General features: G+C 66.2%; 24 protein-coding genes and 1 pseudogene. 8 read left to right on the plus strand and 17 right to left on the minus strand.

Annotation, left to right across the window (positions count from 1 at the left end):
• Nucleotides 1-20: 20 nt before the first annotated feature.
• Nucleotides 21-929: a CaiB/BaiF CoA transferase family protein gene (locus ACWDTP_RS05795; RefSeq protein WP_450017487.1), complete on the minus strand. Its 909-nt coding sequence runs from the start codon at nt 927-929 to the stop codon at nt 21-23.
• A complete protein-coding gene (locus ACWDTP_RS05800; protein ID WP_450017489.1) occupies nt 929-2,596 on the minus strand; it encodes a thiamine pyrophosphate-binding protein in 1,668 nt (555 codons plus the stop codon). Before ACWDTP_RS05800 ends, ACWDTP_RS05795 begins: the two co-directional genes overlap by 1 nt.
• A 226-nt stretch (nt 2,597-2,822) precedes the next feature.
• Here ACWDTP_RS05800 and ACWDTP_RS05805 point away from each other — a divergent pair, with 226 nt between their 5' ends.
• Nucleotides 2,823-3,506 (plus strand): GntR family transcriptional regulator, encoded by a 684-nt coding sequence (locus ACWDTP_RS05805; RefSeq protein WP_450017493.1) that lies wholly within the window; start codon nt 2,823-2,825, stop codon nt 3,504-3,506.
• 13 nt (nt 3,507-3,519) lie between these two features.
• On the opposite strand, the gene ACWDTP_RS05810 is transcribed toward ACWDTP_RS05805, so the two are convergent.
• The 6 genes from ACWDTP_RS05810 to ACWDTP_RS05835 form a co-directional block, all read right to left on the minus strand.
• The gene (locus ACWDTP_RS05810; protein ID WP_450017495.1) at nt 3,520-4,626 is read right to left on the minus strand and encodes a mandelate racemase/muconate lactonizing enzyme family protein; all 1,107 of its coding nucleotides are present in this window, start codon (nt 4,624-4,626) and stop codon (nt 3,520-3,522) included.
• Complete coding sequence (locus tag ACWDTP_RS05815; RefSeq protein ID WP_450017497.1) at nt 4,623-4,844, minus strand: tautomerase family protein; 222 nt, start codon at nt 4,842-4,844, stop codon at nt 4,623-4,625. Before ACWDTP_RS05815 ends, ACWDTP_RS05810 begins: the two co-directional genes overlap by 4 nt.
• 36 nt (nt 4,845-4,880) lie before the next feature.
• Nucleotides 4,881-5,597, minus strand: coding sequence for an ABC transporter ATP-binding protein (locus ACWDTP_RS05820; protein ID WP_450017499.1), 717 nt, complete (start codon nt 5,595-5,597; stop codon nt 4,881-4,883).
• A 5-nt stretch (nt 5,598-5,602) separates the two neighbouring features.
• Nucleotides 5,603-7,396 carry a branched-chain amino acid ABC transporter ATP-binding protein/permease gene (locus ACWDTP_RS05825; RefSeq protein ID WP_450017501.1) on the minus strand — a complete coding sequence of 598 codons (1,794 nt, stop codon included), beginning with the start codon at nt 7,394-7,396 and terminating at the stop codon, nt 5,603-5,605.
• Nucleotides 7,393-8,250 carry a branched-chain amino acid ABC transporter permease gene (locus tag ACWDTP_RS05830; protein WP_450017503.1) on the minus strand — a complete coding sequence of 286 codons (858 nt, stop codon included), beginning with the start codon at nt 8,248-8,250 and terminating at the stop codon, nt 7,393-7,395. The genes ACWDTP_RS05825 and ACWDTP_RS05830 overlap by 4 nt, the downstream gene beginning before the upstream one ends.
• Nucleotides 8,251-8,314: 64 nt before the next feature.
• Complete coding sequence (locus ACWDTP_RS05835) at nt 8,315-9,526, minus strand: ABC transporter substrate-binding protein (RefSeq protein ID WP_450017505.1); 1,212 nt, start codon at nt 9,524-9,526, stop codon at nt 8,315-8,317.
• A gap of 213 nt (nt 9,527-9,739) precedes the next feature.
• On the opposite strand from ACWDTP_RS05835, the gene ACWDTP_RS05840 reads away from it, so the two are divergent.
• Entirely contained in the window at nt 9,740-12,004 is a 2,265-nt protein-coding gene (locus ACWDTP_RS05840; protein ID WP_450017507.1) for an ATP-dependent DNA ligase, read from the plus strand.
• 85 nt (nt 12,005-12,089) lie between these two features.
• Here ACWDTP_RS05840 and ACWDTP_RS05845 read toward each other — a convergent pair.
• Nucleotides 12,090-12,619 (minus strand): annotated as a pseudogene (locus tag ACWDTP_RS05845) (haloalkane dehalogenase); the annotation flags it as partial.
• Between the two features lie 288 nt (nt 12,620-12,907).
• Between ACWDTP_RS05845 and ACWDTP_RS05850 the strand changes: the two are divergent.
• Nucleotides 12,908-13,930, plus strand: coding sequence for a GlxA family transcriptional regulator (locus ACWDTP_RS05850; RefSeq protein ID WP_450017509.1), 1,023 nt, complete (start codon nt 12,908-12,910; stop codon nt 13,928-13,930).
• Nucleotides 13,931-13,970: 40 nt separating this feature from the next.
• On the opposite strand, the gene ACWDTP_RS05855 is transcribed toward ACWDTP_RS05850, so the two are convergent.
• From ACWDTP_RS05855 to ACWDTP_RS05890, 8 genes are all read right to left on the minus strand, one after another.
• A complete protein-coding gene (locus ACWDTP_RS05855; protein ID WP_450017511.1) occupies nt 13,971-14,282 on the minus strand; it encodes a hypothetical protein in 312 nt (103 codons plus the stop codon).
• Nucleotides 14,283-14,284: 2 nt separating this feature from the next.
• On the minus strand, nt 14,285-14,938 hold the full coding sequence (locus ACWDTP_RS05860; protein WP_450017615.1) for a DJ-1/PfpI family protein: 654 nt from the start codon (nt 14,936-14,938) through the stop codon (nt 14,285-14,287).
• Between the two features lie 199 nt (nt 14,939-15,137).
• The gene (locus tag ACWDTP_RS05865; protein ID WP_450017617.1) at nt 15,138-15,386 is read right to left on the minus strand and encodes a LuxR C-terminal-related transcriptional regulator; all 249 of its coding nucleotides are present in this window, start codon (nt 15,384-15,386) and stop codon (nt 15,138-15,140) included.
• The gene (locus ACWDTP_RS05870; protein WP_450017513.1) at nt 15,307-16,563 is read right to left on the minus strand and encodes an HNH endonuclease signature motif containing protein; all 1,257 of its coding nucleotides are present in this window, start codon (nt 16,561-16,563) and stop codon (nt 15,307-15,309) included. Before ACWDTP_RS05870 ends, ACWDTP_RS05865 begins: the two co-directional genes overlap by 80 nt.
• Nucleotides 16,564-16,646: 83 nt before the next feature.
• On the minus strand, nt 16,647-17,933 hold the full coding sequence (locus ACWDTP_RS05875) for a mandelate racemase/muconate lactonizing enzyme family protein (protein WP_450017515.1): 1,287 nt from the start codon (nt 17,931-17,933) through the stop codon (nt 16,647-16,649).
• A gap of 30 nt (nt 17,934-17,963) precedes the next feature.
• Entirely contained in the window at nt 17,964-18,797 is an 834-nt protein-coding gene (locus tag ACWDTP_RS05880; protein ID WP_450017517.1) for an RraA family protein, read from the minus strand.
• Nucleotides 18,778-19,845 (minus strand): oligopeptide/dipeptide ABC transporter ATP-binding protein, encoded by a 1,068-nt coding sequence (locus ACWDTP_RS05885; RefSeq protein ID WP_450017519.1) that lies wholly within the window; start codon nt 19,843-19,845, stop codon nt 18,778-18,780. The genes ACWDTP_RS05880 and ACWDTP_RS05885 overlap by 20 nt, the downstream gene beginning before the upstream one ends.
• Complete coding sequence (locus ACWDTP_RS05890) at nt 19,842-20,471, minus strand: ABC transporter ATP-binding protein (RefSeq protein ID WP_450017521.1); 630 nt, start codon at nt 20,469-20,471, stop codon at nt 19,842-19,844. The genes ACWDTP_RS05885 and ACWDTP_RS05890 overlap by 4 nt, the downstream gene beginning before the upstream one ends.
• Between ACWDTP_RS05890 and ACWDTP_RS05895 the strand changes: the two genes are divergently transcribed.
• From ACWDTP_RS05895 to ACWDTP_RS05915, 5 genes are all read left to right on the plus strand, one after another.
• Nucleotides 20,465-21,271, plus strand: coding sequence for an IclR family transcriptional regulator (locus tag ACWDTP_RS05895; RefSeq protein WP_450017523.1), 807 nt, complete (start codon nt 20,465-20,467; stop codon nt 21,269-21,271). The two genes, ACWDTP_RS05890 and ACWDTP_RS05895, sit on opposite strands and share 7 nt — an antisense overlap.
• A 298-nt stretch (nt 21,272-21,569) precedes the next feature.
• Entirely contained in the window at nt 21,570-22,364 is a 795-nt protein-coding gene (locus ACWDTP_RS05900; RefSeq protein ID WP_450017525.1) for an IclR family transcriptional regulator, read from the plus strand.
• An 11-nt stretch (nt 22,365-22,375) separates the two neighbouring features.
• Nucleotides 22,376-23,242, plus strand: a complete 867-nt coding sequence (locus ACWDTP_RS05905; RefSeq protein WP_450017527.1) for an isocitrate lyase/PEP mutase family protein — start codon at nt 22,376-22,378, stop codon at nt 23,240-23,242.
• A gap of 2 nt (nt 23,243-23,244) precedes the next feature.
• Nucleotides 23,245-24,486 (plus strand): aconitase/3-isopropylmalate dehydratase large subunit family protein, encoded by a 1,242-nt coding sequence (locus ACWDTP_RS05910; protein WP_450017529.1) that lies wholly within the window; start codon nt 23,245-23,247, stop codon nt 24,484-24,486.
• Nucleotides 24,486-25,016, plus strand: a complete 531-nt coding sequence (locus ACWDTP_RS05915; RefSeq protein WP_450017531.1) for a LeuD/DmdB family oxidoreductase small subunit — start codon at nt 24,486-24,488, stop codon at nt 25,014-25,016. The genes ACWDTP_RS05910 and ACWDTP_RS05915 overlap by 1 nt, the downstream gene beginning before the upstream one ends.
• Nucleotide 25,017 lies beyond the last annotated feature (1 nt).

Here is a 25,017-nt window from a genome sequence, read left to right on the forward strand (position 1 = left end):
TTATCCCGCCACCCCCTATATCAACCCTTGCCACAAAACACTCTTTCCCTACCCGCCGCTCTTCCGTTCTGCTCGTCGCTGTGTTTGGTGGGCTCCCGTTTGGTGGGGTAGCGGGGGTGGGCCGCAATTACAGGGCGGCCGATCGCCTCGAAGAAGGACGACCATTGATCGTCGGTGTACAGCATGACGGCGAGGTGGCCGTCCTTGGTGCGGCACGGCCGGCGCTGGGGGGAGGCAGTGCGCGCATAACCGGACTGGCCGTGTTGCGGGTCGTAGACCAACCCGCCCTGCTGCTCGAGCAGCGTGAATGCGGTCATCGATTCGAACATCGGCACCTCGATAGCGCGTCCGAGGCCCGTCTCCTGCCGTCCGTACAGGGCGGCGAGGATGGCCGCCGCGCCGAACAAACCCATGGTCTTGTCAGCGAGTGCGGACTTGACATACGCGGGGTCCGCGCCGTTCCCCTGCACTGCCGCGAGGCCGGACGCGGCCTGGATCACGTCATCGTAGGCGGCGCGTTCCGCATAGGGCCCGCCTGCGGCATACCCCCGGTACGCACACAGGATGAGCCGTTCGTTGATGCCGAGCATGCGTTCGGGTGTGATGTCGAGCTTGCGTGCCGTCTTCGGACGCAGGTTGTGCACGAACACATCGGCCCGCTCGACAAGGCCTTCCAGTGCCCGCATACCCTTTTCGTTCTTGAGATCGAGCACGATGCTGCGCTTGCCGCGGTTGGCGTTGAGGAAAACCGGACCGAGGCCGATCTCCTTGACATCACCGACGTAGCGGAGGATGTCGCCGCCGGGCGCCTCCACTTTGATCACTTTCGCGCCCCACTGCGCCAGCATCGCCGTCGACAGCGGGCCCATGAAAGTCGTGCTCATATCGACGATCTCGACGCCGGCAAGAGGGCCTTGCCCAATAGTCATCAGACCTCACCTCCCCGAGCGATCACGGCCTCGGTCAGCGGGCTGGGCGTCCGGTTGACCGGAACCTCAAGGCAGGCAGGAAGTCCCGAGTCCAGGGCGCGGTGCAAGGCGGCGCCGAAGTCCCGGAGGTCGGTGACCCGTTCGCCGTAGCCGCCCAGCGCCGCGATAACGCGGTCGAACCGCGTCGCGCTCAGTTCCGATGCCAGTGCGTAATCCTCGCCGTACAGGCCACGCTGCAGGTTGTTCTCCAGGCCCCACGCATTGTTGTGCCCGACTATGGCCACGAACGGCAGCCCCTGCCGGGCGGCGGCCTCGAACTCGATGAGGTAGTAGCCGAAGCTCCCGTCGCCGGTGATCAGGACGACGGGTCTCTCCGGTACGGCCCGCTTGAGCCCCATCGCGAGTGGAGTCCCGGCACCACAGGTGCTCATCGGTCCCAGCCGCAGCCATCGGCCCGGGCCGGGCGCCGTCAGGTCGCTGCGGCACCACTGCACGAAGTCACCACCGTCCAGGACGATCGCGGCGTCGTGGGGCAGCGCAGCGCGGATGGCCCGGGACACCGCCAGCGGATGGAACGGACCGGCGAGAACGTCGCCGGCCGGTGGCTCCTCGATGTCGGGCAGCCGGGGCAACGCCGCGAGTTCGGCCCGCCAGCGGTGGTCCCAGCTGCGGGACCGGGCCTCATCTGCGAGACGAGCGATGAAGGCCCCGATGTCGGTGCCGATCGAGATTTCCCGTGCCCTGTTCGCGTCGGTCTCCGCGCCGACGGCATGCACGTCGATCAGGGTCGCGTCCGCGGCGATCACCGATGGCTCGCCGAAGCGCAGTCTGAAGTCCAACCGCTTGCCCAGCAGCAGTACGACATCGGCGCGTGCGATCTCTCGCGCCACCCTGTTGAGGGACGGATCTGCGTAGCCGAGCACGCCGGGTGCGTCATCGGCGATCATGCCGCGGGCCTGGTCCACGGTGAACAGGGGTATCCCGCTGATATCGAGCAGGCGTTGCAGCGCCTGCTCGCATCGGGCCATGTAGGCGCCGGTGCCCGCGATCACGACCGGACGCCGGGCCGTTGCCAGGATGTCAGCGACCTGCTTCGCCATGGCTGGATCGGGTTGCGTGTCGGCAGCGGCCCGGTGCCGCGCCGCCGGTGCCGCTTCGTCCGGTACGTCGGCCAGGACGTCGGCCGGAATGCTGAGGTGCACGGCTCCGGTGATCCCGCTCATGGCCTCGGTGAATGCCTCGTGCAGCAGTGGTGCGAGCTCGTTGACGTCGGTCACCTCGCGGGCCCACTTGCACAGCGGCGCGGCGCTGCCGACCTGGTCGATCTCCTGCTGGGCACCGCGCCCCTTGAGGTGCAGGTCCACCTGCCCGCTCAGTAGCACGACCGGGCTGTCGCAAGCGTGTGCGGTGATCAGCCCGGTGAGCGCGTTGGTGTGGCCGGGACCCCCGGTGACCAGGGCCACCGCCGGTCGGCGGGTGGCTCGCGCGTAGGCGTCGGCGGCCATCACCGCACCCGCTTCCGTCCGGGTGTCCACGAGCGTGATGTCCGCATCGTGCAAGCCCTGATACGCCTTCAGGGTGTGGTTACCGCAGAGGGTGAAGACGGTATCGACCCCCTCTTCGCGCAGCGCGCGGGCAAGCACGTCACCGCCGTGCGTCTTCGCCAATTCGGCTCCTCCGTCCCTCGGGTGACTTCGTCACCGGAGCGCAGCGCTTCGGATTGCATCCAATTTCGTTAGACGATAAAGGCTCCAAGTTTGTCATGTCAAGATGCCTGCTATGTCACAATCGGGGGAGCGTCCGACGCCGGTAACCCCTCGTCAGGCGGTTCGCTCAATACGATGACGACTCGGGTGCGGCACCGGGCCGTCCCTGAGGCTGGGAAGGTGCACCATGGCTATTGATTCCGAGCGGACCTCCCGCCCCGGTCTCGGGGCCACCATGCGCGTGGTCTCACAGATCCACGACATGCTCACCTCGATGGAGCTGCTCCCCGGCCAGCCACTGCGTCAGGAGGCTCTCGCCGAACGCCTCGGCGTCAGCCGTGCCCCGGTCCGTGAGGCCCTCGGCATCTTGCAGAGCGAGGGCGTTCTGCACCACGAACGCAACGTTGGCTACACGGTCAAACGCCTCACCGCCGCCGAGCTCGACCAGGCGTACCTGATGCGGCGGGCCCTGGAGTCGGAGGTGGTGCGGCGGATACCCGAACCGACCGACGAGCACATCGCCGAGCTGACCGAGCTGAACAAGCTGATGGCCGAGGCCGCGCAGTCGGGCGACGTGCTCGCCCTGCGCCGCCTCAACCACGAGTTTCACTTCGCCATCCTGGGGGCATCGGGCCTTGACCTCGTGTTACGCGAGCTGCGTCGGGTCTGGTCGATGAGCGAGGCGTATCGCTCGTTCTATCTGTTCGAACAAGTGGCCAGGGAACGGGTGGTGCGCGAGCACGCCGACATCATCGAGGCGCTGCGCCGTCACGACCTGTCCGAGCTTGAGCGCCTGCTGGACGAGCATCGGGCGGAGGTCCCCGCGCACCTCGCGGCCACCATCGGCGGGGCCACCACGCTGGTGCGGTGACCGGACTGCCCGGTCATGTCCCGGGTCGGATCGTGTAAGGCTCGCTCTGCGCGAATTCCTTCACGGTGGCTTCGGAGAAGGTGAAGCCGAGACCCGAACGCTCGGTGAGGTGAATGTCGCCGCCGGTCACTTCGGGTGCGTCCTCGAACATCCGATCCCACCAGCCGGGGATGTGCTCGACCAACGTGGCGTTCGGCAGGGAGGCCATGATGTGGGCGCTCACCTCGGTGAAAGTGTGCGAGGAGACGACCTGGTGATGCGCGGCGGCGAACCCGGCCACCTCCAGAAACCCTGTTACCCCGCCGACCCGCATGACGTCGGGCATCAGCACATCGGCGGCGCCTCCCTCGACGAGCGCGCGGAACCCGGCGAGTCCGTGCACGGTCTCGCCGGTCGCGATCGGAACGTCGAGGGTGCGGGCGAGCTCGGCCGAGCCTTCGATGTCCGCGGCGCTGATCGGCTCCTCGTACCAGTGCACGCCGGCCTCCTCGAATGCGCGTCCGGCGTTGAGTGCGTCCAACCGGTTCCATGCCTGGTTGGCGTCGACCTGGAGGCGCATCTCGTCACCGAGCGCCGAGCGCAACTGATGGACCCTCTCCACGTCGTCGCGCCAGTCCGGCATGCCGATTTTGATCTTGTAGTAGCGGTAGCCGCGTTCCCGGTAGGCAAGTCCCTCCTCGACGAGTTGATCGACGGGGTAGGAGGTCCAACCGCCGGTTGCGTACACCGGCAGGGCGGTACGGTCGCCACCCAGCAGCCGGAACAAGGGCATGTCGGCGCGGCGCGCATGCAGGTCCCACAGTGCGGTGTCGAGGGCGCTGAGCCCGAGCATGCCGATTCCCGCGTTGCCGGTGAAGTTGAGCTGCATCGCCATCGCACCATAGTGCGCACGCACCGATCGGTCGTCCGCACCGACGAGAGACTCGGCCAGATCGTGCACCATGTGCCGCACGGCATGCGCCTGGGTCTTGTTGAAGGTGAACGCGTAGCCGATGCCGCGCAACCCTTCTGAAGAGATCTCGACGAGCACGTTCTCGATGCTGTTGATGCGATGGATGGCGGTGCGCAGCTCGCGTTCGAGCGGAAGCGAGATGTGGTGCGTGGTGATCGAGTCGATCATGAGTTCTCCCCTGAGGTGGTCGTCCGGGCGGCGGTGTTGTCGGATATCAGCACTCCGCCGCGGGCCAGGTCGTCGGGATGGAGTTCGATGAACCGGATACGTACCTGATCCCGTTGCGCACCAAGCGACTTCACGGCCGCCTGGGTCACCGATTCGGCGAACTCGCTACGTTGCTCCCTGGTACGGCCTTCCAAAATTTCGACGCTGATAAAGGGCACTCGTTGTCCTCCTTCTACCGATGGTTATATGAGTGGTCAGCCCAGATATGCGCGTTTGAGCTCACCGTCGCCGAAGAGCGCGTCGGCGCGGCCGCTGTAGGTGATGGAACCCTGGGCCAGCACATACGCGCGGTCCGCGGCGGTGAGGACCTTCTCGACCAGTTGCTCGACGACGATGACGGCCAGGCCCTCCTCGCTGAGGTCGCGGACGATATGCAGGATCCGGTCCACCAGCACCGGCGCCAGCCCGGCGGAGGGTTCGTCCAGCAGAATGATCCGCGGGCCGCGGGCCAGTCCCATGGCGATCACCAACATCTGCTGCTGCCCGCCGCTGAGCTGACCCGCTTTCGCTCGCCGCTTGTCGGTCAGTTCCGGGAACCGCTCGTAGGCCCGGTCCAGTGCGACGGTCCGATCCGACCGGCTGAAACCGAACGTTCCGAGCAGAAGGTTCTCCTCCACGGTCAGATCGCCGAACACCCGGTGGCCCTCGATGATCTGGAGCAGCCCGGACTTGACCATCGCGCGCGGGCCGGCCCCGGTGACATCCTTGCCGTCCAGAAGTACTGTCCCGGAGTCGATGTCGTCCAGCAGGCCGGACATGGCTGCCAGCAGGGTGGTCTTGCCCGCCCCGTTGGGGCCGAGAAGCGCGACGACTTCCCCGGCGTCGACCTTCATGGAGACCTCGTGCAGCACGCGGATCTTTCCGTAGCCCGCGCACAGGTCCTTCACTTCCAACAACGTGTTTGTGCTCATCGTGGTCAGACTCCGAGGTAGGCGTTGACGACTTTGGTGTCGGCGCGCACGTCCTCCGGGCTGCCCTGCCGGAGAACCGCACCGAAATTGAGCACGGTCAGCTCATCGCAGCACGCGAAGACCAGATCAGTGTGATGCTCGACCAGCAGCACACCGGTGCCCGCCGCCGCGATGCTCTTGATCAAGTCGCGCAGCTTGTCGATCTCATCCTTGGACAGCCCCGCGGCGGGCTCGTCCAGCAACAGGAAACGCGGCTTTTCTACCAGGCACCTGGCGATCTCGAGGAAACGTTGCCTGCTGTGCTGGACCTGCTCGGTGGTGATGTCTGCGACGTGCTCCAGCCCGACAGCGTGCAGTGCCGCGCGGGCGGCCTTGTCCAGCTTGGCTTCCCGCGCGCGGACCCGGCCGAGCCCGGTGAACGATTCGACGCTCGTCGTCTCGGCTGTGCGGTAACCGCCCAGCTTCACGTTGTCCAGCGCGGTGAGCGCCCCAGGCAGTCGCGGGGTCTGGAAGCACCGGGCGATCCCTTCGCGTGCCCGCTGTTGCGGCGACCAGCGGGTGATCTCCCGGTCGCCGATCCGGACGCTGCCGGAGTCCAAGACGTGGAAACCGGACAGTGTGTTGAGCAGCGTCGTCTTACCGCTGCCGTTCGGGCCGATGAGGCCGTGGACGGTACCGGGGCGCAACGTGAGGTCCACACCGCCAAGAGCGCGTACGCCACCGAACTCCTTGACCGCGGCGGTCACCGACAGGGTCTCCGCGTGATCGCGCCCCTCGTCCCAGAGACCGCCGACCCCGCGGGGCTGGGCTATCGGATCGGCGGGTGCCGCCTCCATGAACCGTTCCCTGAAGCGGTCGAGCAGGCCACCGACTCCGTTTGGCAGCAGCAGAACGACCAGGAGCAGAAGCGCCGCATAGAAGAAGGCTGCGTACTCCTCCAGGGAGTCGACCAGTTCGGGCAGCATGACGAGGACGACCGTCGCGGCGAAGGGCGCGAACACCCGCCCCCTGCCGCCGAGCAGTACGCAGGTGAAGAACAGCATCGACAGATCGAAGTTGAATGCCTCTGGCGTCACATAGGTCTGCACGGAGGCATACAGTGCGCCGCTCACTCCCGCCAGAAGCCCGCTGAACCCGAACGTCACCAGCTTGAGCCGGAACACGCGCACACCAAGGCTTTCGGCGGCGACTTCGGCGTCGCGGATCGCCACCAGCGCCCGGCCGTTGTTGGTCCCGGCGTAGCACCAGGTGAGGTACGTCGCGAGTGCCGCGAAGGCCAGGCACATCCAGTAAAAGCCGCCGGGAATGTCGAACGGCGCCGGGAACACAGGCGCCTCGATACCGGTCCCGCCGCCCGTGATCGGACGCCATACGACCGCCAGCTGGGCGACGATCGTGGCGAAAGCAAGTGTCAGCATGGCGAAGTAGAAGCGGCGCAACCGCAGGGCGGGGAGTCCGATGAGCAAGCCGGCCAGCAGTCCGACGACGGCGGCGACGGCTACCGCGGCGAACGCGCCGACCCCGAAGTTCTCGGAGACGGTGCACGCCGCGTATGCCCCGACGGCAAGCAGCCCGACATGTCCGACCGAGAGTTGTCCCGCATAGCCGACGACGAGGTTGAGCCCCGTCACCAGAATCCAGAAGATCACGACCTGGGTCGCGATGACCGTCCAGTAAGCGTTCGGCACCACCAACGGCAGGATGACCAGCACCGCCAGGAGGGCACCAGCCCAGGCGCCGCCCTGCCGCCGTGTCGCAAACAGGCGGGCCAGGCCCGGTGGGATCGCTTTCGTACTCATACCCGACGTGCCTCCGCTTTGCCGAAGATTCCGTTGGGCAGCACCAGCAGTGCCGCCATCAGGATGAGGAACACCGTCACGCCCTTGTACCCGCCACCGAAGAGGTAATTGGCGACCTGTTCGGCCACCCCGAGAACGAGCCCCCCGATTACCGCGCCGCGATTGTCGCCGAGACCGCCGATCGCGATCGCGACGAACCCGTTGACGACAAGCAGAACGCCGATGGAGAAATAGGCGTAGGTGAGTTGTCCGCCGACGAAACCGGCGAGGGCGCCGACGACACCCGCGAGCATGTACCCGCCCATCCGGACCGCCCGGTCGGGCAGCCCGAGAGCGCGTGCGGCCGTTGAGTCCTCGGCTATCGCAAGGAAGGCGCGGCCGACCAGCGTGCGTCGATTGAGCAGCGTCAGCGCCGCAACGACGACGATCAGGGCCAGGACCGGAAGCCAGTAAGCCGAGCCAACGCCGAGATCGACGTTCTCCAGCAACCGTGGGAACGGACGCGGCTCGGTCCCCCACCACAACGCCACCGCCTCCTCGACGATGAGGGCCAGTGCCAGAGTGCTCAGCACATACAGATGGGTGTCGATACGCTTGAGTACCGGGCGGACAGCGATCACTTCGGTGAGGCATCCCGCGAGCATTCCGATGACCAGGACGAGAACCAGGGACGCCGCCGGGTTCAGGTCAAGGTCACTCACGAGGTAGGCACCGGCGACGGCGCCCACCATCGCGAACTGGCCCGAGGTGAGGCTGACCACCTTGGATGTGTTGTACATCAGGTTGTAGCTGATCCCGACGAGCGCATAAACGCTGCCCATCGCAATCCCGGCTACCAGCAGCGATTTGAGCATGAGGTGGCGAACGCGTCCTTTCCGAGTGAGATTCGCCTGTGGTCGGCTTGCGGCGTCGAGTAGGTCAATATCCTGGGGCCAATCGGAAGGTGCCTCTGTCGAACGAATCGGCTTCGTTCATCACCACCTGGTTCTGTGATATTCCGTTCCGGTCGTTGACGGACCACGAGTAAGTGGCGAAAACTCCAGGGAGGTCGCGTGTTTGGGTCAATGCGTCCTGTACGGCGTCGCGGTCGGTGCCGCCGGCCTTCTCGACAGCGTGGCGGATGACCTGCACCGCGTCGTAGCCCATCGCGACCCACCAGAGGGTGTAGTTGATGTCTTCACCGAGGACCGAGCGTCCGGCATCGGCGACGAACTTGCTCGTCGACGCGGGTAGCCGTTGCTCTTCGTCCCGGCTCATCGAGCGGTAACCGACGGCGTACACACCGCCCCAGTTGCTCCTGTTGGTCAGCAGCTTCCCGGTGTCCCCTGCGGCGAGCGCCGGATGACCCAGGATGGGAGCCTTCCAGCCGATCGCCGCGCGGGCGTTGATAATCCGCGCGTTGAGGCCGCTGGACGCCGACCACACCAGGATCGCCTGGGCGCCCGACGCGCGCGCCTTGGCGACGTCAGAGGTGACGTCGGTCTGGTCGATGTCGATGAGGCCCGTGTAGGTGACCGTTCCGCCGGACGCGGTGAAAAGTTTCTTCGCCTGGTCGGCTGTTGTGGTGCCGTATCCGGTGGAGTCGGCCAGGATCGCGACCCTGTTGAGGCCGAGGTCTTTCATGGCGTAGTCGTTGGCCGCGGTCACCCATTGCTCGTTGGTGGGTATGACCCGGAACGCGAGGGGATATTTCTCTGGATCGGTCAGTGAGTCGACCGTGGCGATCACCATGTTTGGCGTATGCGACCGCGCAAGCACGGGGGTGACCGGCACGGACTCACCGGAGTTGACCGGCCCGATGATGAAGTCGACGCCCTCGCGCAGAGTGAGTTCCTTGGCGGCGTTCACCGCTTTGGTCGGGTCACCTTGGGTGTCGCGGGTGGTGAGCTCCACCTTGCGTCCGTCAATGCCGCCCTGCTCGTTGATCTGCTGTACCGCGAACCGCACGCCGCGGTTCTCCGCGGCCGCTGCCGCCGACAGTGGCCCGGTCAGGGAAGAGATCCATCCGATCTTGACGGCCCCTCCGTCGTTGTGTGCCGCCGCACCGGTGACACCGGGCGGAGGCTGACAAGCCGAGATCGAGCACAGGATCGCGACGACCGCCGCACCCATCGCCGTCGACCGCTTCATATACCGACTCACCTTGACTTCTCGCATGGAATCCACGGGCGCCGCGGAGGATTTGGACGTGTTGTCTTACGGTTGTGCAGTCGATATTGCATCCAATATTGCCGATTACACAACCAAGTGTGACCTACAACACATGACGGGGATCACAGGCCGCGACTAGGTACGGCGCATCGGTCGGACCTGAGCGGGACCAGCGGGCGATACCGTCTAGTCATGGAGCGCTACGAGCGGGTGCGCCTGACGAACCCCGACAAGGTGCTCTACCCGGCCACCCGGACCACCAAAGCGGAGGTTTTCGACTACTACCTGGCCATCGCCGAGGTCATGCTGCCGCATATCGCCGGGCGGCCGGTGACCCGCAAACGCTGGCCCAACGGGGTGGCCGAGGCGTCGTTCTTCGAGAAGCAACTCGCGTCCTCGGCCCCGGACTGGCTGGCCACGGGCACGATCGCGCATAAATCGGGGACCACGACCTACCCGGTCGTCGACACCCGCGAGGGACTGGCCTGGATCGCCCAGCAGGCCTCGCTCGAAGTGCATGTGCCGCAGTGGCGGTTCACCCCTCGGGGTGAGCCGGGGCCGGCCACCCGGATCGTCTTCGACCTCGATCCGGGCGACGGGGTGAGGATGCGCGAACTGGGTGAGGTGGCGCGGGCGGTACGTGACCTGATGGCCGATATCGGGTTGACGACGTATCCGCTGACCAGCGGGAGCAAGGGCGTGCACCTGTATGTCCCGCTGGCGCAGCCGATCAGCTCACACGGGGCCTCGGTGCTGGCGCGCCGGGTGGCCCAGCAGCTCGAACAGTCGATGCCGAAGCTGGTGACCGCGACCATGACCCGCAGCGTGCGGGCCGGCAAGGTGTTCCTGGACTGGAGCCAGAACAGCGGCTCCAAGACCACCATCGCCCCGTACTCGCTGCGCGGGCGTGACGCACCGACCGTGGCCGCGCCGCGCACCTGGGACGAGATCGCCGATCCTGAGCTGAGCCAACTGCGTTTCGGCGAAGTGCTGCAACGGGTTTCCGAGTCCGGCGACCTGCTGGCCGAGCTCGATCCAGGCGCGCCCGTTGCGGATAAACTCACCACGTACCGCAGCATGCGCGACGCCGCCGTGACACCGGAACCGGTCCCGTATCGGCGGCCCGAGGCAGGCGAAAACAACACGTTCGTCATCCAGGAGCACCACGCCCGAAGGCTGCACTACGACTTCCGGCTGGAACGCGACGGCGTGCTGGTGAGCTGGGCGGTACCCAAGAACCTGCCCGAGACCACAGCGGAGAACCGTCTCGCGGTGCACACCGAGGACCACCCGCTGGAGTATGCGACGTTCGAGGGTTCGATTCCCAAGGGCGAGTACGGCGGTGGCAAGGTGATCGTGTGGGACCACGGCACGTATGAGACCGAGAAGTTCCGGGACAATCCGCCCGACGGCCCGGCCAAGGGCGGTGAGGTCATCGTCACCCTGCACGGCAGCCGCATCGACGGGCGTTACGCGTTGATCCAGACCGACGGCAAGAACTGGCTCGCCCACCGGATGAAGGACCAGAAGACCTACCAGCCAAATGATTTCGCACCGATGCTGGCAACCGAGGGTTCGGTGGCCAAGCTCAAGTCAGGGCAGTGGGCGTTCGAGGGCAAATGGGACGGGTACCGGCTGATCGTCGATGCCGACCACGGGCGGATGCGGCTGCGGGCGCGCAGTGGGCGCGACGTCACCGGCGAGTATCCGCAATTGGAAGCGCTCGCCGCCGACCTCGCCGAGCATCACGTGGTCCTCGACGGTGAGGTGGTGGCGCTCGACGAGTCCGGGGTGCCCAGCTTCGGCGAGATGCAGAACCGGGCCCGATCGGCCCGCGTCGAATTCTGGGCGTTCGACATCCTGTGGCTGGACGGCCGATCGTTGTTGCGGGCCAAATACTCCGACCGGCGCCGGTTGCTGGAGACACTGGCCGACGGCGGCGGGCTGATCGTGCCCGAACTGCTGCCTGGCGACGGTCCGCAGGCCATGGCCCACGTCCGGGAGCGGCGCTTCGAGGGGGTCGTCGCCAAGAAGCGGGATTCCACCTACCAGCCCGGCCGCCGCTCGGCCTCCTGGATCAAGGACAAGATCTGGAACACCCAGGAGGTGGTGATCGGTGGCTGGCGCCAGGGCGAGGGCGGCCGGTCCAGCGGTATCGGTGCGCTCATGCTCGGGGTGCCGGGACCCGAGGGGCTGCAGTTCGCCGGCCGGGTCGGCACCGGGTTCACCGAGAAGGAACTAGCCAAGCTCAAAAAGAAGCTCGAACCGCTGCACACCGACGAATCACCGTTCGCCGCACCGCTTCCCAAGCTCGACGCGAAGGGGGTCACCTTCGTCCGCCCAGAGTTGGTGGGGGAGGTGCGTTACAGCGAACGCACCTCCGATGACCGGCTGCGCCAACCGAGTTGGCGCGGGTTGCGCCCTGATAAGGGGCCGGAAGATGTTGTGTGGGAGTGAACAGATGCCACATAGCGCACCCGAGCTAAGGTTGAGTCACAGGTCGACTGCCTATCCGCTCACCCCGGTGACTGCGCACGAACGCCGCGACAACCTCGGCCGGCTCGCCGGCGAGCGGAACGTCGCGCGGCCACGACAGTGTGGGACGCCGATCCTCGCCCGCATTGAGGAAGGGTTGACGGTATTGATTCATCTCTTCGTCGCTGAGGGTGCGAATCACGATGGACGGCAACACGCTCTCGACGAAGACGTTGTTGTCGAGCACCATCGCCTCTCCCTGAGGTGAGCGGAACTTGCGGAACATCGCCGCGACCTCTTCCGGAAAATCGCTCCAATTCATCGGTACGGAAACGGTTTCCATGTGCACGATGCCGGCCACCCGGTTCCGGTGTTGGTTGGCCCAATCTTGTCTGAGGCGCCCATCCCGATGAGATCGCAGGCGATCAGTCTGCCCAGACCCTCCAGGTGTGGCATCACGTTGCGCCAGAGGTACGACGAGCTTGGGTTGCCGTGCTGGAACACGATGGCATCACCGTGGCCCTCGTCGATGTATGCCATCTGCCTACCATTGATCGCTCGGTACTGCAGCCGGCCGTACGGCTCAACTCCAGTCATACTTGCTCCTTCATTATCTGGCAGTCGCCTGTGCGGACGAGCGTGTTGAACGCCGACGCCGCCGGATGAGTTGAGCTTGCCGGCCGGTACATCCTTTCTGCGCCAAGACAACTCAAACGGTAGTGCCCCACCACACTGGTGACCATCGCGGTGCGGGCCAATGATCGCCGAGATATTGGCGACATCGACAAGAGTGCGGGATAAGAGGCCAGGTCTCGCCCGACACAGCAGATGGCAATATTCCAGCGGCGATGGTTAAATTTGCCACTACTGCGCTACCGTGTCCCTATGCGCAGAGTTGCCGTCTTGGCCGTACCCGAGGTCGTTGCCTTCGACTTGAGCACTCCCGTCGAGGTGTTTGGACGGGTTCGACTGGCTGACGGCACCAATGGATATCAGATTCAGGTGTGCGGCACCGAACCGCTCGTGCCGGCGGGCCCGTTGCGTATCGCCGCCGATCACGGCCTTGAAGCATTGGCGGACGCGGACACCATCATCGTTCCCGGCTGTGAACCGGTCCTCACGGACATTCCCGTCGAAATCGTCACTGCTCTACGCGCCGCCTACGCGGCTGGGGCAACGGTTGCCTCGATCTGCACTGGTGCGTTCACGCTCGCTGCCGCCGGCCTGTTGGATGGGAAACGCGCCACCACGCACTGGGCGGCGGCGGACATGTTCCGCATCAACTATCCCGCCATCGATCTCAATTCCGACGTCCTCTATGTCGATGAAGGGCAGATCCTGACTTCTGCGGGCGCATCGGCAGGGTTGGACCTCTGCTTGTACATGGTGCAACGCGATTACGGAGCCGCTGCCGCCGCCAACGCCGCCAAACTTGCCGTGGCGCCGCTTCATCGTAGTGGTGGTCAGGCGCAGTTCATCATCCGGAACCAGCTGCCGGCCAACGCCATCGGCGGGAGAACGCAACTCGACGATGTGTTGGCGTGGATAGAGCAGAACGCCCACCGTGAATTGACTTTGTCCGCTATCGCCGACTATGCCGCGATGAGTGTGCGCACACTAAATCGCCGCTTTCAGGCCGAGACCGGCCAGACGCCCATGCAGTGGGTCACTGGCGTGCGTATCCGCCACGCCCAGGAACTACTCGAGCGCACGTCGCGTGGCGTTGAGCGGATCGGCCGCGACGTGGGGTTCACGTCGGCAGCCAACTTTCGTGAGCAGTTCCGCAGGCTCAGCGGAGTCGCACCCCAGGCCTACCGCAATACGTTCGCAGAGCGCGCATTCGGCGACGACGCCGGTCTAGGGGATTCGCCGTCGATACATGATCGGCAAAGGTCGGCAACGGCTTGATTCGCCACGTGCGCCAGCATCGGCCGTTCGAACGGTGGCGCTAACGGCGGCGTGTGCCGGTGACGGTAGAGCGCGGCAGGCGTCCGGCCCGAGCGGACCCGCCAAGCTGGTCGCCCTCGACCAGTACGTCAAACTCCAGGTTCAACTTCATCGGCCTGGTGACGGTCTGACGCCAGCGCACCCGGTGGCCTTCCGTGCACTCCATGGCGACAATGTCTGTGCACGGCACAGTTTCATTGGTCCCGGCCGCCTCGCCGCCGAGCACACCGTCGTGGGCATAGAACCGGTAGACGATCTGCAATGAACCGACGGGCGTCTTGATGTTCACATCCCACTCACCCAGGACACTCACTCTCACACCGCCTGGGGCACTCGGCCGGCGTTGGCCCACACTGTCCCGCGGCTCTCGAAAGCGAACATCGCTTCTACGGCCAACGCGATTCGAGGACCATAGCTGCGCCGCAGAAGGTAGAGCGCCAGATCCAGACCCGATGTCACCCCACCTGCGGAGATCAGATCCCCGTCGTCGACCACCCGGGCGGCGACCGGGATAGCCCCGGTTGCTTCGAGGACATCGACGCCGAGGTGGTGGGTGTTGGCGTGCCGGCCGTCGATCAAACCGGCCATCGCCAATGCCAATGAGCCGCCGCAGACCGTCGCTACAGCAATATCGGGGTTCGCCAACGCCTGGCGGATCAAAGAGACCGCGGCAGTGTCAACGAATCTCGCCAACAGCACCGGGATCGTGTCCACTTCGTCGGGGTCACCCTCGATCGGACCGACCGCGCCGGGCACCACGATGTAGCCCGGTTTAGCGGGATCGAGTCGGTTGGTGGCTTTCAGCGACAGCCCGAGAGTTCCACTGACGACCTCACGGGGACCTTCAGCAGAAACCAATTCCACGATCAATTCACCACCGAGAAGCTCGCCGCCGAAGGCCAACACCTCGAAGGGGGCGACCACATCGAGAGGATCGAAACCGTCAAACAACACAATCTGAGCATGCATACGACGATCCTTGACCGATTTCGATGCCCGGCATAGCGGCGGCATCGCCATTCAGCGCCGGGATATCGCCAGCAGCGCGTGTTAATGGCGCGCCTTCAGTCAAGTTCACCGATCTGGTGGCCGGCTCTGGCTGGGGTGATTCACCCTTGTGATACGGCGATCCGTACCGATGCGGAGGTTGGGCACTATCCGCGTCGCCTCAACTCGTGACGGACGGCACGCCGAGTTTGGCGAAGATCTTGCTCAGATACCATTCCACCGTCGGTGGGCTGATGAAAAGGTGGCCCGTGATTTGGATTCTTCGGTGCCGCCGGACGGGTTTCGTCCAGACCGCCCTATCGCGGCCGGTAGCACCTAACGAAGTGCTCCTAGTTGATCGTTGGCGGTGATTCGGGTTGAAATGGTTGGTACCACCACCAGTCGGCGCGCTCCCCGGTGGGGCCGCGATACGGGGGAACCAACGGCAGGGGTGTGGTTGGCGGGCGGGCCAGGGACCCCGCATCCAATCGTCTGCCGGTGTTGTCGGTGACCGCAAGGTGTGCGGCGGGTCCGGTGATGGTGATGACACCGCGGTGATGGGCCCTGTGGTGAAAGGGACACACCAGTGCGAGATTGTCGAGTTCGGTCAGGCCGCCGTCCTCCCAGTGCCGGATGTGGTGAGCGTGCAATCCGCGGGTGGCGCCACACCCCGGTACCACGCAGCACCGGTCGCGGTGCTCGAGGGCGCGGCGTAGGCGGCGGCTGATCTGTCGGGTCTCGCGTCCGGACCCGATGGGTTGGCCGTGGCGTTCGAACCAGACCTCACAGGTGGCGTCGCAGATCAGGTAGCGGCGTTCGTCGTCGGTCAACAGGGGACCCAGATGCAGTGCTGCGACGCGTGCTTCGAGATCGAGGTGGACGACGACGGTGGTGCGCTGACCGTGCGGGCGCCGCTCGACATCGCTGTCCCACCCCGCCTCGACCAGACTCATGAACGCATCGACGGTGTCGGGGAACGGGGGTGCGTGCTCGGAGACTGCGTCCCCATCGGTGTGGTCGCGTTTCCACTCGGCGACCAGGGCGTCCTGATGGGACTGCAGGGCGGCGCCGACCATGGCTGCCTCATGGTGCGGCAGGGTGATGCGCCAGGTGGTGGACTGCTCGTCGGTGGTCTTGGTGATCGACCGCGGCGGCTCCGGCTCGGGTCCGGACTCGGGTTCGGGTCGCGGTTCGAGCTTCACCGCGGCGCGCAGCTGGCTGACGGTCGCGCTGGCGGCGAGTTCGGCGTAGTGCTCGTCGGATCCGTCGGCCGCCCGCTCGGCGATGACACCGACCTGATCGAGGGACAAGCGGCCCTCGCGGAGGGCGGCCGCGCAGCGGGGGAACTCTTCGAGCCGGCGCGCGACCGCCACGACCGTTTCGGCGTTGTGCGGTGAGGTACCGGTCTTCCAGGCCACCAGCGCCGAGACCGACCGCGCACCCGTGGCACCCCAGAGTTCGTCGTGGTCGATCTCGGCCACGATCTCAGCGACGCGCCCGTCGATCGCGTTGCGCTGCCCGGCCAACTCCGACAGCTCCCCGAACAGCATCTCGAGCCGCTCAGTCGGGCTCACTCGTGAGCCCAAAGATGGTGCAGCCGATGACATGACCCCATCAAAGCAGGAGGGTCCGACAACCAACGCCGCCGCGACCACTACCGCCGAATCAGCTCTCGGCGAACCTCATCGCATCAGCCCCATTGGCGGTCGTAGCTCCACTCGCGATCCCAGGCGCCGCTCTCCGGGAAGAACTGGGGGTCTTCCGGGTCGAGATAGCGCACGAACACCTCCTCGGAGATATCGCCGAAGCCGAGACCCGGCGCCTCGGGCACGGAGATGTAGCCGTCGACGATGATCGGATCGGAGAGCCCCGTGACGAGTGAGCCCCAATCCGGCACGTCGGCCGCATGGAACTCCAGCGCGAGGAAGTTCTCGGTCGCGGCACCGATCGCGACGCACGCCATCGTCGCGATCGGCGTCGCCGCGAGATGCAACGCCATCGGGATCCCGTACCCCTGAGCGAGGTCGCCGATCTTCTTCGTCTCCAGGATCCCGCCCGCCGACGCCGGATCCGGGTGGGCGACGCGGATCGCCTGGGCGTCGAAGAGCGGTTTGAAACCCTCGGCCAGGTAGATGTCCTCGCCCGTGCATGTCGGCGTCGCGATCGACTCCGTCAGCTGGCGCCATTGCTGGGTGAACTGCCACGGGATCATGTCCTCGAGCCATTCGAGCGCATACGGTTCGAGCGCGCGTCCGAGCCGGATGCACGAGTTGACGTCCATGTAGCCGAAGTGGTCGGCCGCGATCGGCAGCTCGTAACCCACGACGTCGCGGACGCGCCGCACGTAGTCGGCGATGTAGTCGACGCCGATCGGGGTGATGTGCGTGCCCGTGAAGGGATGCATGGTGAACGGCAGGTCCTTCGGGCGCCGCGAGCGCTCGCGCGGATTGGCGATGACGGCGCCAGGGACGTCCCAGATCAGCGAAAGCCCGATGTCCATCTTGAGCATCTTGAAGCCGCGCGCCTGACGGTCAAGGAGCTTGCGGCCCATCGCCTCGGGGTCTTTCTGCTCGACGGTGTCGGCGTAGACCAGGATCTCGTCGCGGTACTTGCCGCCCGCGAGCATGTAGGCGGGAATATCGTACGCCTTGCCCGCGAGATCGAGCAGGGCCATCTCGACGCCGGAGACGCCGCCGCCCTGACGACCCGGCCCACCGAACTGCCGGATGCGGCGGAAGACCTTCTCGACGTTGCACGGGTTCTCGCCCACCAGACGGCTCTTGAGCATCAGGACGAAGCTCGCGCTCGATTGGTCGCGCGCCTCACCCCATCCGACGATGCCCTGGTTGGTGTCGATGCGGATGATCGTGTGCCGCATCGGAACGCCCGCGAGCTTCGCAATCCGCACATCGGTGATCCGCAGCGCGCTCGATCGCGTCCCGGTGTTGACGAGATTCTCCAGCTCCGCGTCGATCATGTCAGATTCCTTTCGTCGTTGTGCTTTTCGTCAACGGGTCGCATGCTGTTCGGACTGTTTCCACGCCTCGAAGTCGGCCTGCACAGCGTCTCCCCAACGCGGGATGTCGATCTCGGCGCTGGTGTACGTGCGATCGGTGAGCCGGGACTTGCCGAAGATGTCGCGCAGTCGGGTGTCTTCGCTGTGCGCGGCGACCGTCTCGGCGAGGTGCGGCGGGATGAACATGACACCGTGGCCCGTGGCGAGGACGACGTCTCCCGGCAGGACGGTCACGCCGCCGATGCGGACGGGGATGTTGAGGCCCGCGATCGTGAGATCGGCGATGCCCGTCGGGTGGGATCCGCGGTGCAGGATGTTGATATCGAGCTCGGAGATTCCGGCCGCGTCGCGGATGCCGCCCTGGATGACGGCACCCGTCCCGGTCCGCGTCGCGACGGCCGTTGCCAGGTTGTCGCCGACGAACGTGCCACCCTCGATCTTGTCGAAGAGGTCGACGACCATCGCGTCATCGTGTTGCAGCTCCTCGACGACCCACCAGTTCTGTTTGACCACCTCGCCGCCCGAGCGTTCCTCGCCCCGTCCCGCGTCGAGCACGACCTGATCGAAATCCGGACGGAACGGCAGGAACTGGGCCGTCACGGCTCGGCCGACGAACGACCGGCCGGGGCTGGTCTCGGCGAAGCCGCCGGCGAACTGGTGCTCGTAGCCCGCGTGCCGCAACGGCTTCCATGCCTGCTCGACGCTGATACCGCGGAGGCGTTCGAGCACCTCATCGCTGACCCGGGGACGCCCGTTGGCGAAGCGCTCTCCGTCCCACAGCGGTGTCAATGCCCGGGCCTCGGCCTCAGACGGTTCGATGCGCATGTTCTTTTCCTTTTCCTTGATGGGCCGCGGTGGCAGCGACGGGTGTACCGGCGCGGGAGTGGCCCGCCTCCGGGTCGTACAGATGGCATGCGACAGTGACGCCGTTGCGCTCGACGGCGATCGGGCGCCGGTCGAAGCACACGGCCTCCGCGAGCGGGCAGCGGCGGGCGAACGGACACGCGTCGACCTCCACATCTCCGCTGTCGGTGCCCTGCGCCGGTGCCGCGTGCAGTCGCGACTGACGCTTCTGCCGCTGCAGCGTCGGGTTGGGGATCGGCGCGGCGTCCAGCAGCGCACGCGTGTAGGGGTGCAGCGGGGTGCGGCTGACGCGGTCGGCGGGACCCTGCTCCATGATCCGACCGCGATAGAGCACGACGATGCGGTCGGAGATGTTCTGGACCACGGCGATGTCGTGCGAGATGAAGAGGTAGGCGACGCCGAGCTCGCGTTGGAGGCGCTTGAGCAGATTGATGATCTGCGCCTGTGTCGACACGTCGAGGGCGCTGACCGACTCGTCGCAGACGATGAGTTTCGCGCCGGTCGACAACGCGCGGGCGATCGCGATCCGCTGGCGCTGCCCGCCCGAGAACGAGCTGGGGTAGCGCCCCGCGGCATCGCGCGGCAGGGAAACCCGGGCGAGCAGGTCGTGGACCAGCTGCGAAGCCTCCTTCTCGGTCATCCGCTTCGTCACCTGGAGCGGCTCTCGAAGAATCCGCCCGATCGGCATGGCGGGGTTCAGTGAGCTGTAGGGGTCCTGGAAGACGACCTGAAGGTCCTCGGCGAGCCGCGCCCGGCGCCGCCGGGACAGGTGCGCGATATCGCGGCCGTCGAGGACGATCGACCCGGTCTCGACGTGTGCGAGGCCGAGCACCGCTCGACCGATCGTCGACTTGCCCGATCCGGATTCGCCGACGAGCCCGACGGTCTCGCCTTCCCCGACCGCCAGGTCGACACCGTCGATGACGCGCTTGAGCCGACGGCGTTGTCCGCGGTACGCGACCCTCAGGTCGGTGATTTCCAGCAGTTCGTGACGGGACTGTTCGCTCATCGTTCGACTTCTTCCGACGCACCGACGGCGGCACCGGCGAGGACGGGCGGATGCAGTTCCAGCTCGCTGGTGCGGATGCACCGCACGGTGTGTGCATCCACCGTGGGATGCAGCGGGATGGGCGCCGCGCGGCACGTGTCGGTCGCGAAGTCGCAGCGCGCCGCGAAGCGGCAGTGATCCGGCCAATCGGCGGGCAGCGGCACGCGGCCGGGTATGCCTTCGAGTTCGCTGACGGCGTCGAGCACCGGCGTCGATGCCATCAATGCCGCCGTGTAGGGATGCCGAGGGTCCTCGAACAGCGCGGCGACGTCGGCCTCCTCGACGATCTCACCCGCGTACATCACGATCGTCTTGGTGCAGATATCGGCCACGACGCCGAGGTCGTGGGTGATGAGCAGCAGGCCCATCCCGATCCGCTCCTGCAGGCTCCGCAGCAGATCGAGGATCTCGGCCTGCACGGTCACGTCGAGCGCCGTGGTGGGCTCGTCGGCGATGAGCAGGTCGGGGTCGCCGCTGAGCGCGATCGCGATCGCGACCCGCTGGGCCATACCGCCCGACAGCTGAAATGGGTAGGAGCGCAGGCTGTCAACACCCCATTTTCGGAAAGGGCGGCGACGCGATGACAAAAGCGGAGGAGCGGCAATCCGCGACCTCGGGCACCTCGAACATGCTCCTGCGCGGGCTCACCGTCCTTGAGGCGGTTGCACAATCGTCCAGTCGACGCGGCATCGGCGTCACCGAGATCGCGGTCGAGACGGCTCTCGACAAATCGACCGCATCGCGCATCCTTGCCTTCCTGAGGGATGCCGGCTACATCCGCCAGGACGGCTACCGCCGGTACCGGCTGACGAGCAAACTCAGTCAGCTCGCGGCCGGATACTCCGACATCGAGGACCTCATCCTGGTCACGCGGCCCCATCTCGAAGCGCTGCATGCGGATTTCGACGAAGAGGTCTACCTCGCCGTGCTCGACGGCGGCCACATGCACTTCGCCGATTACATCCCCTCGTCCCGGGTCGTCCGCTCCAATCTCTCGAAGTCGGAACGGCTCGTCCATGAGACCGCGGCCGGACGCGCGGCGCTCGCCCTCCTCGGGCGGGACGAGCGGTTGCGCGCGCTCGCGCTTTCTGCGGCTGCGGCGAACATCGAGTTCTCCTCCGCCGACCTCGCGGCGATCGAGCGCGAGCTCGACGAAGCCCGCGATCGGGGGTGGGCGGGGCACGATGCGGGAGACGAGGTCACTCGCTTCGCCGCGCCGATCGTCGACAGCGGCGGCGTTCCCCTCGCCGCGATGTGTATCTCCGGGCCGAGCTTCCGCGTGGACCCGCGGTCGGCGGACTTCTCCGCAGCCGTCGTCCGCGCCGCTCGGCAGGCGAGCGAGGAGTTCGGGGGCTCTCCCGCATCGTCTGCGGCGACCGAGTCCTGAACCGCCCCTGGCGGCCCCCTTGCACCACTGAATTCACCAGTGCCACAAGTGTGGACGCGCACTGCCTCGGCACGGAATCCGATGCGCGACGGATGGTTCACGGTACGATACGGCACGTTGACGACCCGCGATGGTAGTGACCGTGCGCTGCGTTCGTGGCGTTTTCGGCGAACCCACACAACCGCGATGAACCGGGCATTCGGTACCGCCTTCAGGTCTTGACAGATCGCTGTGCGCGCCGTTGAATCACTCACCATTCAGTGGTTGTGACAAACCACTCAGTGGTTGGAGTGAGCCCTTGGTTGAACGAGAGACATCTGGTCAGATGCTGGACCGGTTCGTCAGCGTGCTGAGCTGCTTCTCAGTCGATGAGCCGGTGGCGACCGCCGCCGAGATCCGCGAGGGCACTGGACTTCCGCCCACCACGACCAACCGGCTACTACGGTCCCTCGTCGACCGCGGCGTGCTGAGCCAGGACCGGCGCGGGTACCGGCTGTCACTGCGGTTCGTCGGCTGGGCCGAGGTGGCCAAGGCGGCATCCGATCTGGTGGAGGCATCGACGCCGATCCTCGCCGAGTTGCGGGATCGCTCCGGCGAGTCGACGGGACTCGCCTTGCTGGACAACGACTGCCGGTACGTGATCAACAACTGCTCGTCGAAGAAGTCGATCGTGTTCCACACCGAGATCGGTCAGACGCTGCCGTTGCACGCCGGATCCGGCGGCAAGGTGATTCTTGCCTTCAGCGATCAGCGGCCCGACCCCAAACGCCTCAAGAAGCTCGCCAGCGGAACCATCACCACCCGCGCGAAGCTCGCCGAAGAGCTGGAGCTGATCCGGGACCGGGGCTGGGCGTACGCCCAGAGCGAGCGCGAGGAGGGGCTGAACTCGGTTGCCGCGCCGGTGCTCGACGCCGGCGGGCTGATCGGCTCCATGACCATCGGCGGACCGTCTTTCCGGATGGGTGAAGCGCGCGCCGAAGAGCTCGGCGCGATGGTGTTCGAGGCGGCCCGCGAGTTGTCGCTGGTCCTCGGTTATCTGGGCAGTTATCCATGCGCGCTCGACACGGACGACAGCAACGGCACGAGAAATTAGGAGACGGATAAGTGGAAGCTCGTCGCAAGCTCATTGAGCAGATCGAATCCGGCACGCTCACGGTGGCCCCCGGCGTGTACGACGGACTGACCGCGGCACTCGTGCGGCGTCGGGAGTTCAACGCGGCGTACATGTCCGGCGCTGCGGTCGCCTCATCGCTCGGACTGCCGGATCTCGGCCTGACCAGCCAGAGCGAGATGGCGGCCAGGGCCGCGCTGCTGACCGGTGTGCTCGGCGACGTACCCCTCATCGCCGACGCGGATACCGGATTCGGGGACATCATCAACGCGGTGCGGACGGTTCAGCTGTACGAACGTGCCGGGGTGTCGGCGATCCAACTGGAGGACCAGCTGTTCCCCAAGAAGTGCGGGCACCTCGACTCCAAGGAAGTCATTGCGCCGGAGGACTTTCAGCGAAAGATCGAAGCCGTGGCAGAGGCCCGTACCGACGATCGGATGCTGGTGATCGCGCGCACCGACGCGCTCGCATCCCTCGGGTTCGACGACGCCGTCGCACGCGCCGAAAAGTACGTCGAGGCGGGCGCCGACGTCATCTTCATCGAGGCGCCGCAGACCGCCGAACAGATCACGCAGATCCCCGGACTGTTTTCGAAGCCGACGCTGTTCAACCTGGTACCGCGGGGCAAGACACCGCCGATGTCGCTGGAATCGCTGCAAAGTGCCGGCTACTCGATCGTGATCGCGCCCGGCCTGGCGTTCGGCGCGGCGGCCGACGCGGTCGACACCGCCCTGGCGACGCTGCGTACCGGAGACACCGATACGGGCAATCAGTGGTCACCGAGCGAGCTGTTCCGCGCCGTCGGCCTGGACTACTGGGACGACCTCGGCAAGCGTTTCGCCGCGGGAGCCGGTGTCTGAGAATGGGTTCCACCGTCATCGAGCAGCTGCTCGGCCGGGCATCGGACGACGCCGCACCGAAGCCCGGTGACACGGTCGTCGTCGACGTCGACATGACCGTGCTGATCGACATGCAGTTCCAGCATGACCGGCTGCACCACGTCCTCAGGGTGCACGATCCGGACCGGCTCGCCGTGATCATGGACCATGTCGTTCCCGCGCCGTCGGTGCGGGATGCCCAAGGGGGCGAGCGTGCACGGGATTTCGCCCGGATACATGGCGTGAGCAAGTTCTACGACATCGGTCGGCACGGCATCGCGCACCAGGTGATCGCGGAACAGGCCCTCGCATTGCCCGGGCAGAACCTTGCCTGCACCGACTCCCACACGTGCGCCGCGGGAGCGTTGAACGTCGCGGCACGGGGCCTCGGACCGGCGGAGGTCCTGCAGATCGTGTGCACAGGGAAAACCTGGCATCAGGTTCCGCCGACCATCCGTTACGACCTGATCGGGGAGAAGCCCGACCACATCAACGGCAAAGACATCTTCCTGCACGTCGCGGGCGAGTACGGCGATGCGGCCGACCACGCCATCGAGTACGGCGGGCCGGGTCTGGCCAGTGTTCCGATGTCGGACCGTCGGACGATCGCCGCGCAGGGCGCCGAGGTCGGCGCCGACTTCTCGGTGTTCCCTGGCGATGAGGTGTGCCTGGAATCGTTGGGATCCCAAGCCGGGATTGCCGATCCGTGCAACGGCGACGGCGATGCGGAGTACGCCGTACGACGGACGGTCGATCTGTCCGCGCTGAAACCGATGGTCTCGAAGCCGGGAACGGTGATCAACAACTCGCTGCCGGTGAGCGAGCTGGGTCGCAAGCCCATCCAGCAGGCATTCATCGGGTCATGCGCCAACGGCCAGCTCGACGATCTCCGGGTCGCGGCCCACATCCTCGACGGGCAGCAGGTGCGCAGCGGGGTCCGGCTGATCGTCACACCGGCCTCGCAGCAGGTGTACCTCGATGCCGTCTCGGCGGGCTACGTCACCTCGATCGTCGCCGCCGGGGGAGTCGTCACCAACCCGACCTGCGGCGCCTGCTTCGGATATCACATGGGAGTGCTCGGCCCCGGGGAGGTGTGCGTGACCGCCAGCACCCGAAACTTCAAGGGCCGGATGGGGAGTCCGGACGCCGAGATCTACATGGCTTCCCCCGCGACCGTCGCGGCGTCCGCGATCGCCGGGCACATCAGCACGCCGGGAGGTCTCTGATGGCAACGACGACAAACGAACTCGTGCTGTCCGGCCGGTGCTGGGTCTTCGGTGACACGGTGACCACCGACGACATGTTTCCCGGATATGCGATGCGTCTGCCGGTCGCCGAGGCCGCCCGCGAGATGTTCAACGCCTCGCGCACCGATTGGCCCGGAATGGTACGGGCCGGCGATATCGTGGTCGGTGGCGCGAACTTCGGACTCGGATCGAGCCGCCCGGTCGCACTACTGTTCCGCGAGCTCGGGGTCAGCTGCCTGGTCGCCGAGAGCTTCAACTCGCTGTTCCTGCGCAACTGCATCAACTACGGGTTGCCGATCCTTGCCGTACCGGGGATCTCGTCGGCGGTGACCGAGGGCGATCAGCTCACCGTCGACATCGTCAACGCGACCGTCACGAACGATTCGACCGGGGCAGACCCCCTCGGGTCGAATCCGTACCCGGAGTTCCTGATCGAGATCCTGCGGCGTGGTGGCTTGCTGCGGCGACTCGAAGAGGACGGGTACCTGCGTCCGGGCACCACCGATTAGG

This window comes from Mycobacterium sp. NPDC003449 (assembly GCF_053588415.1).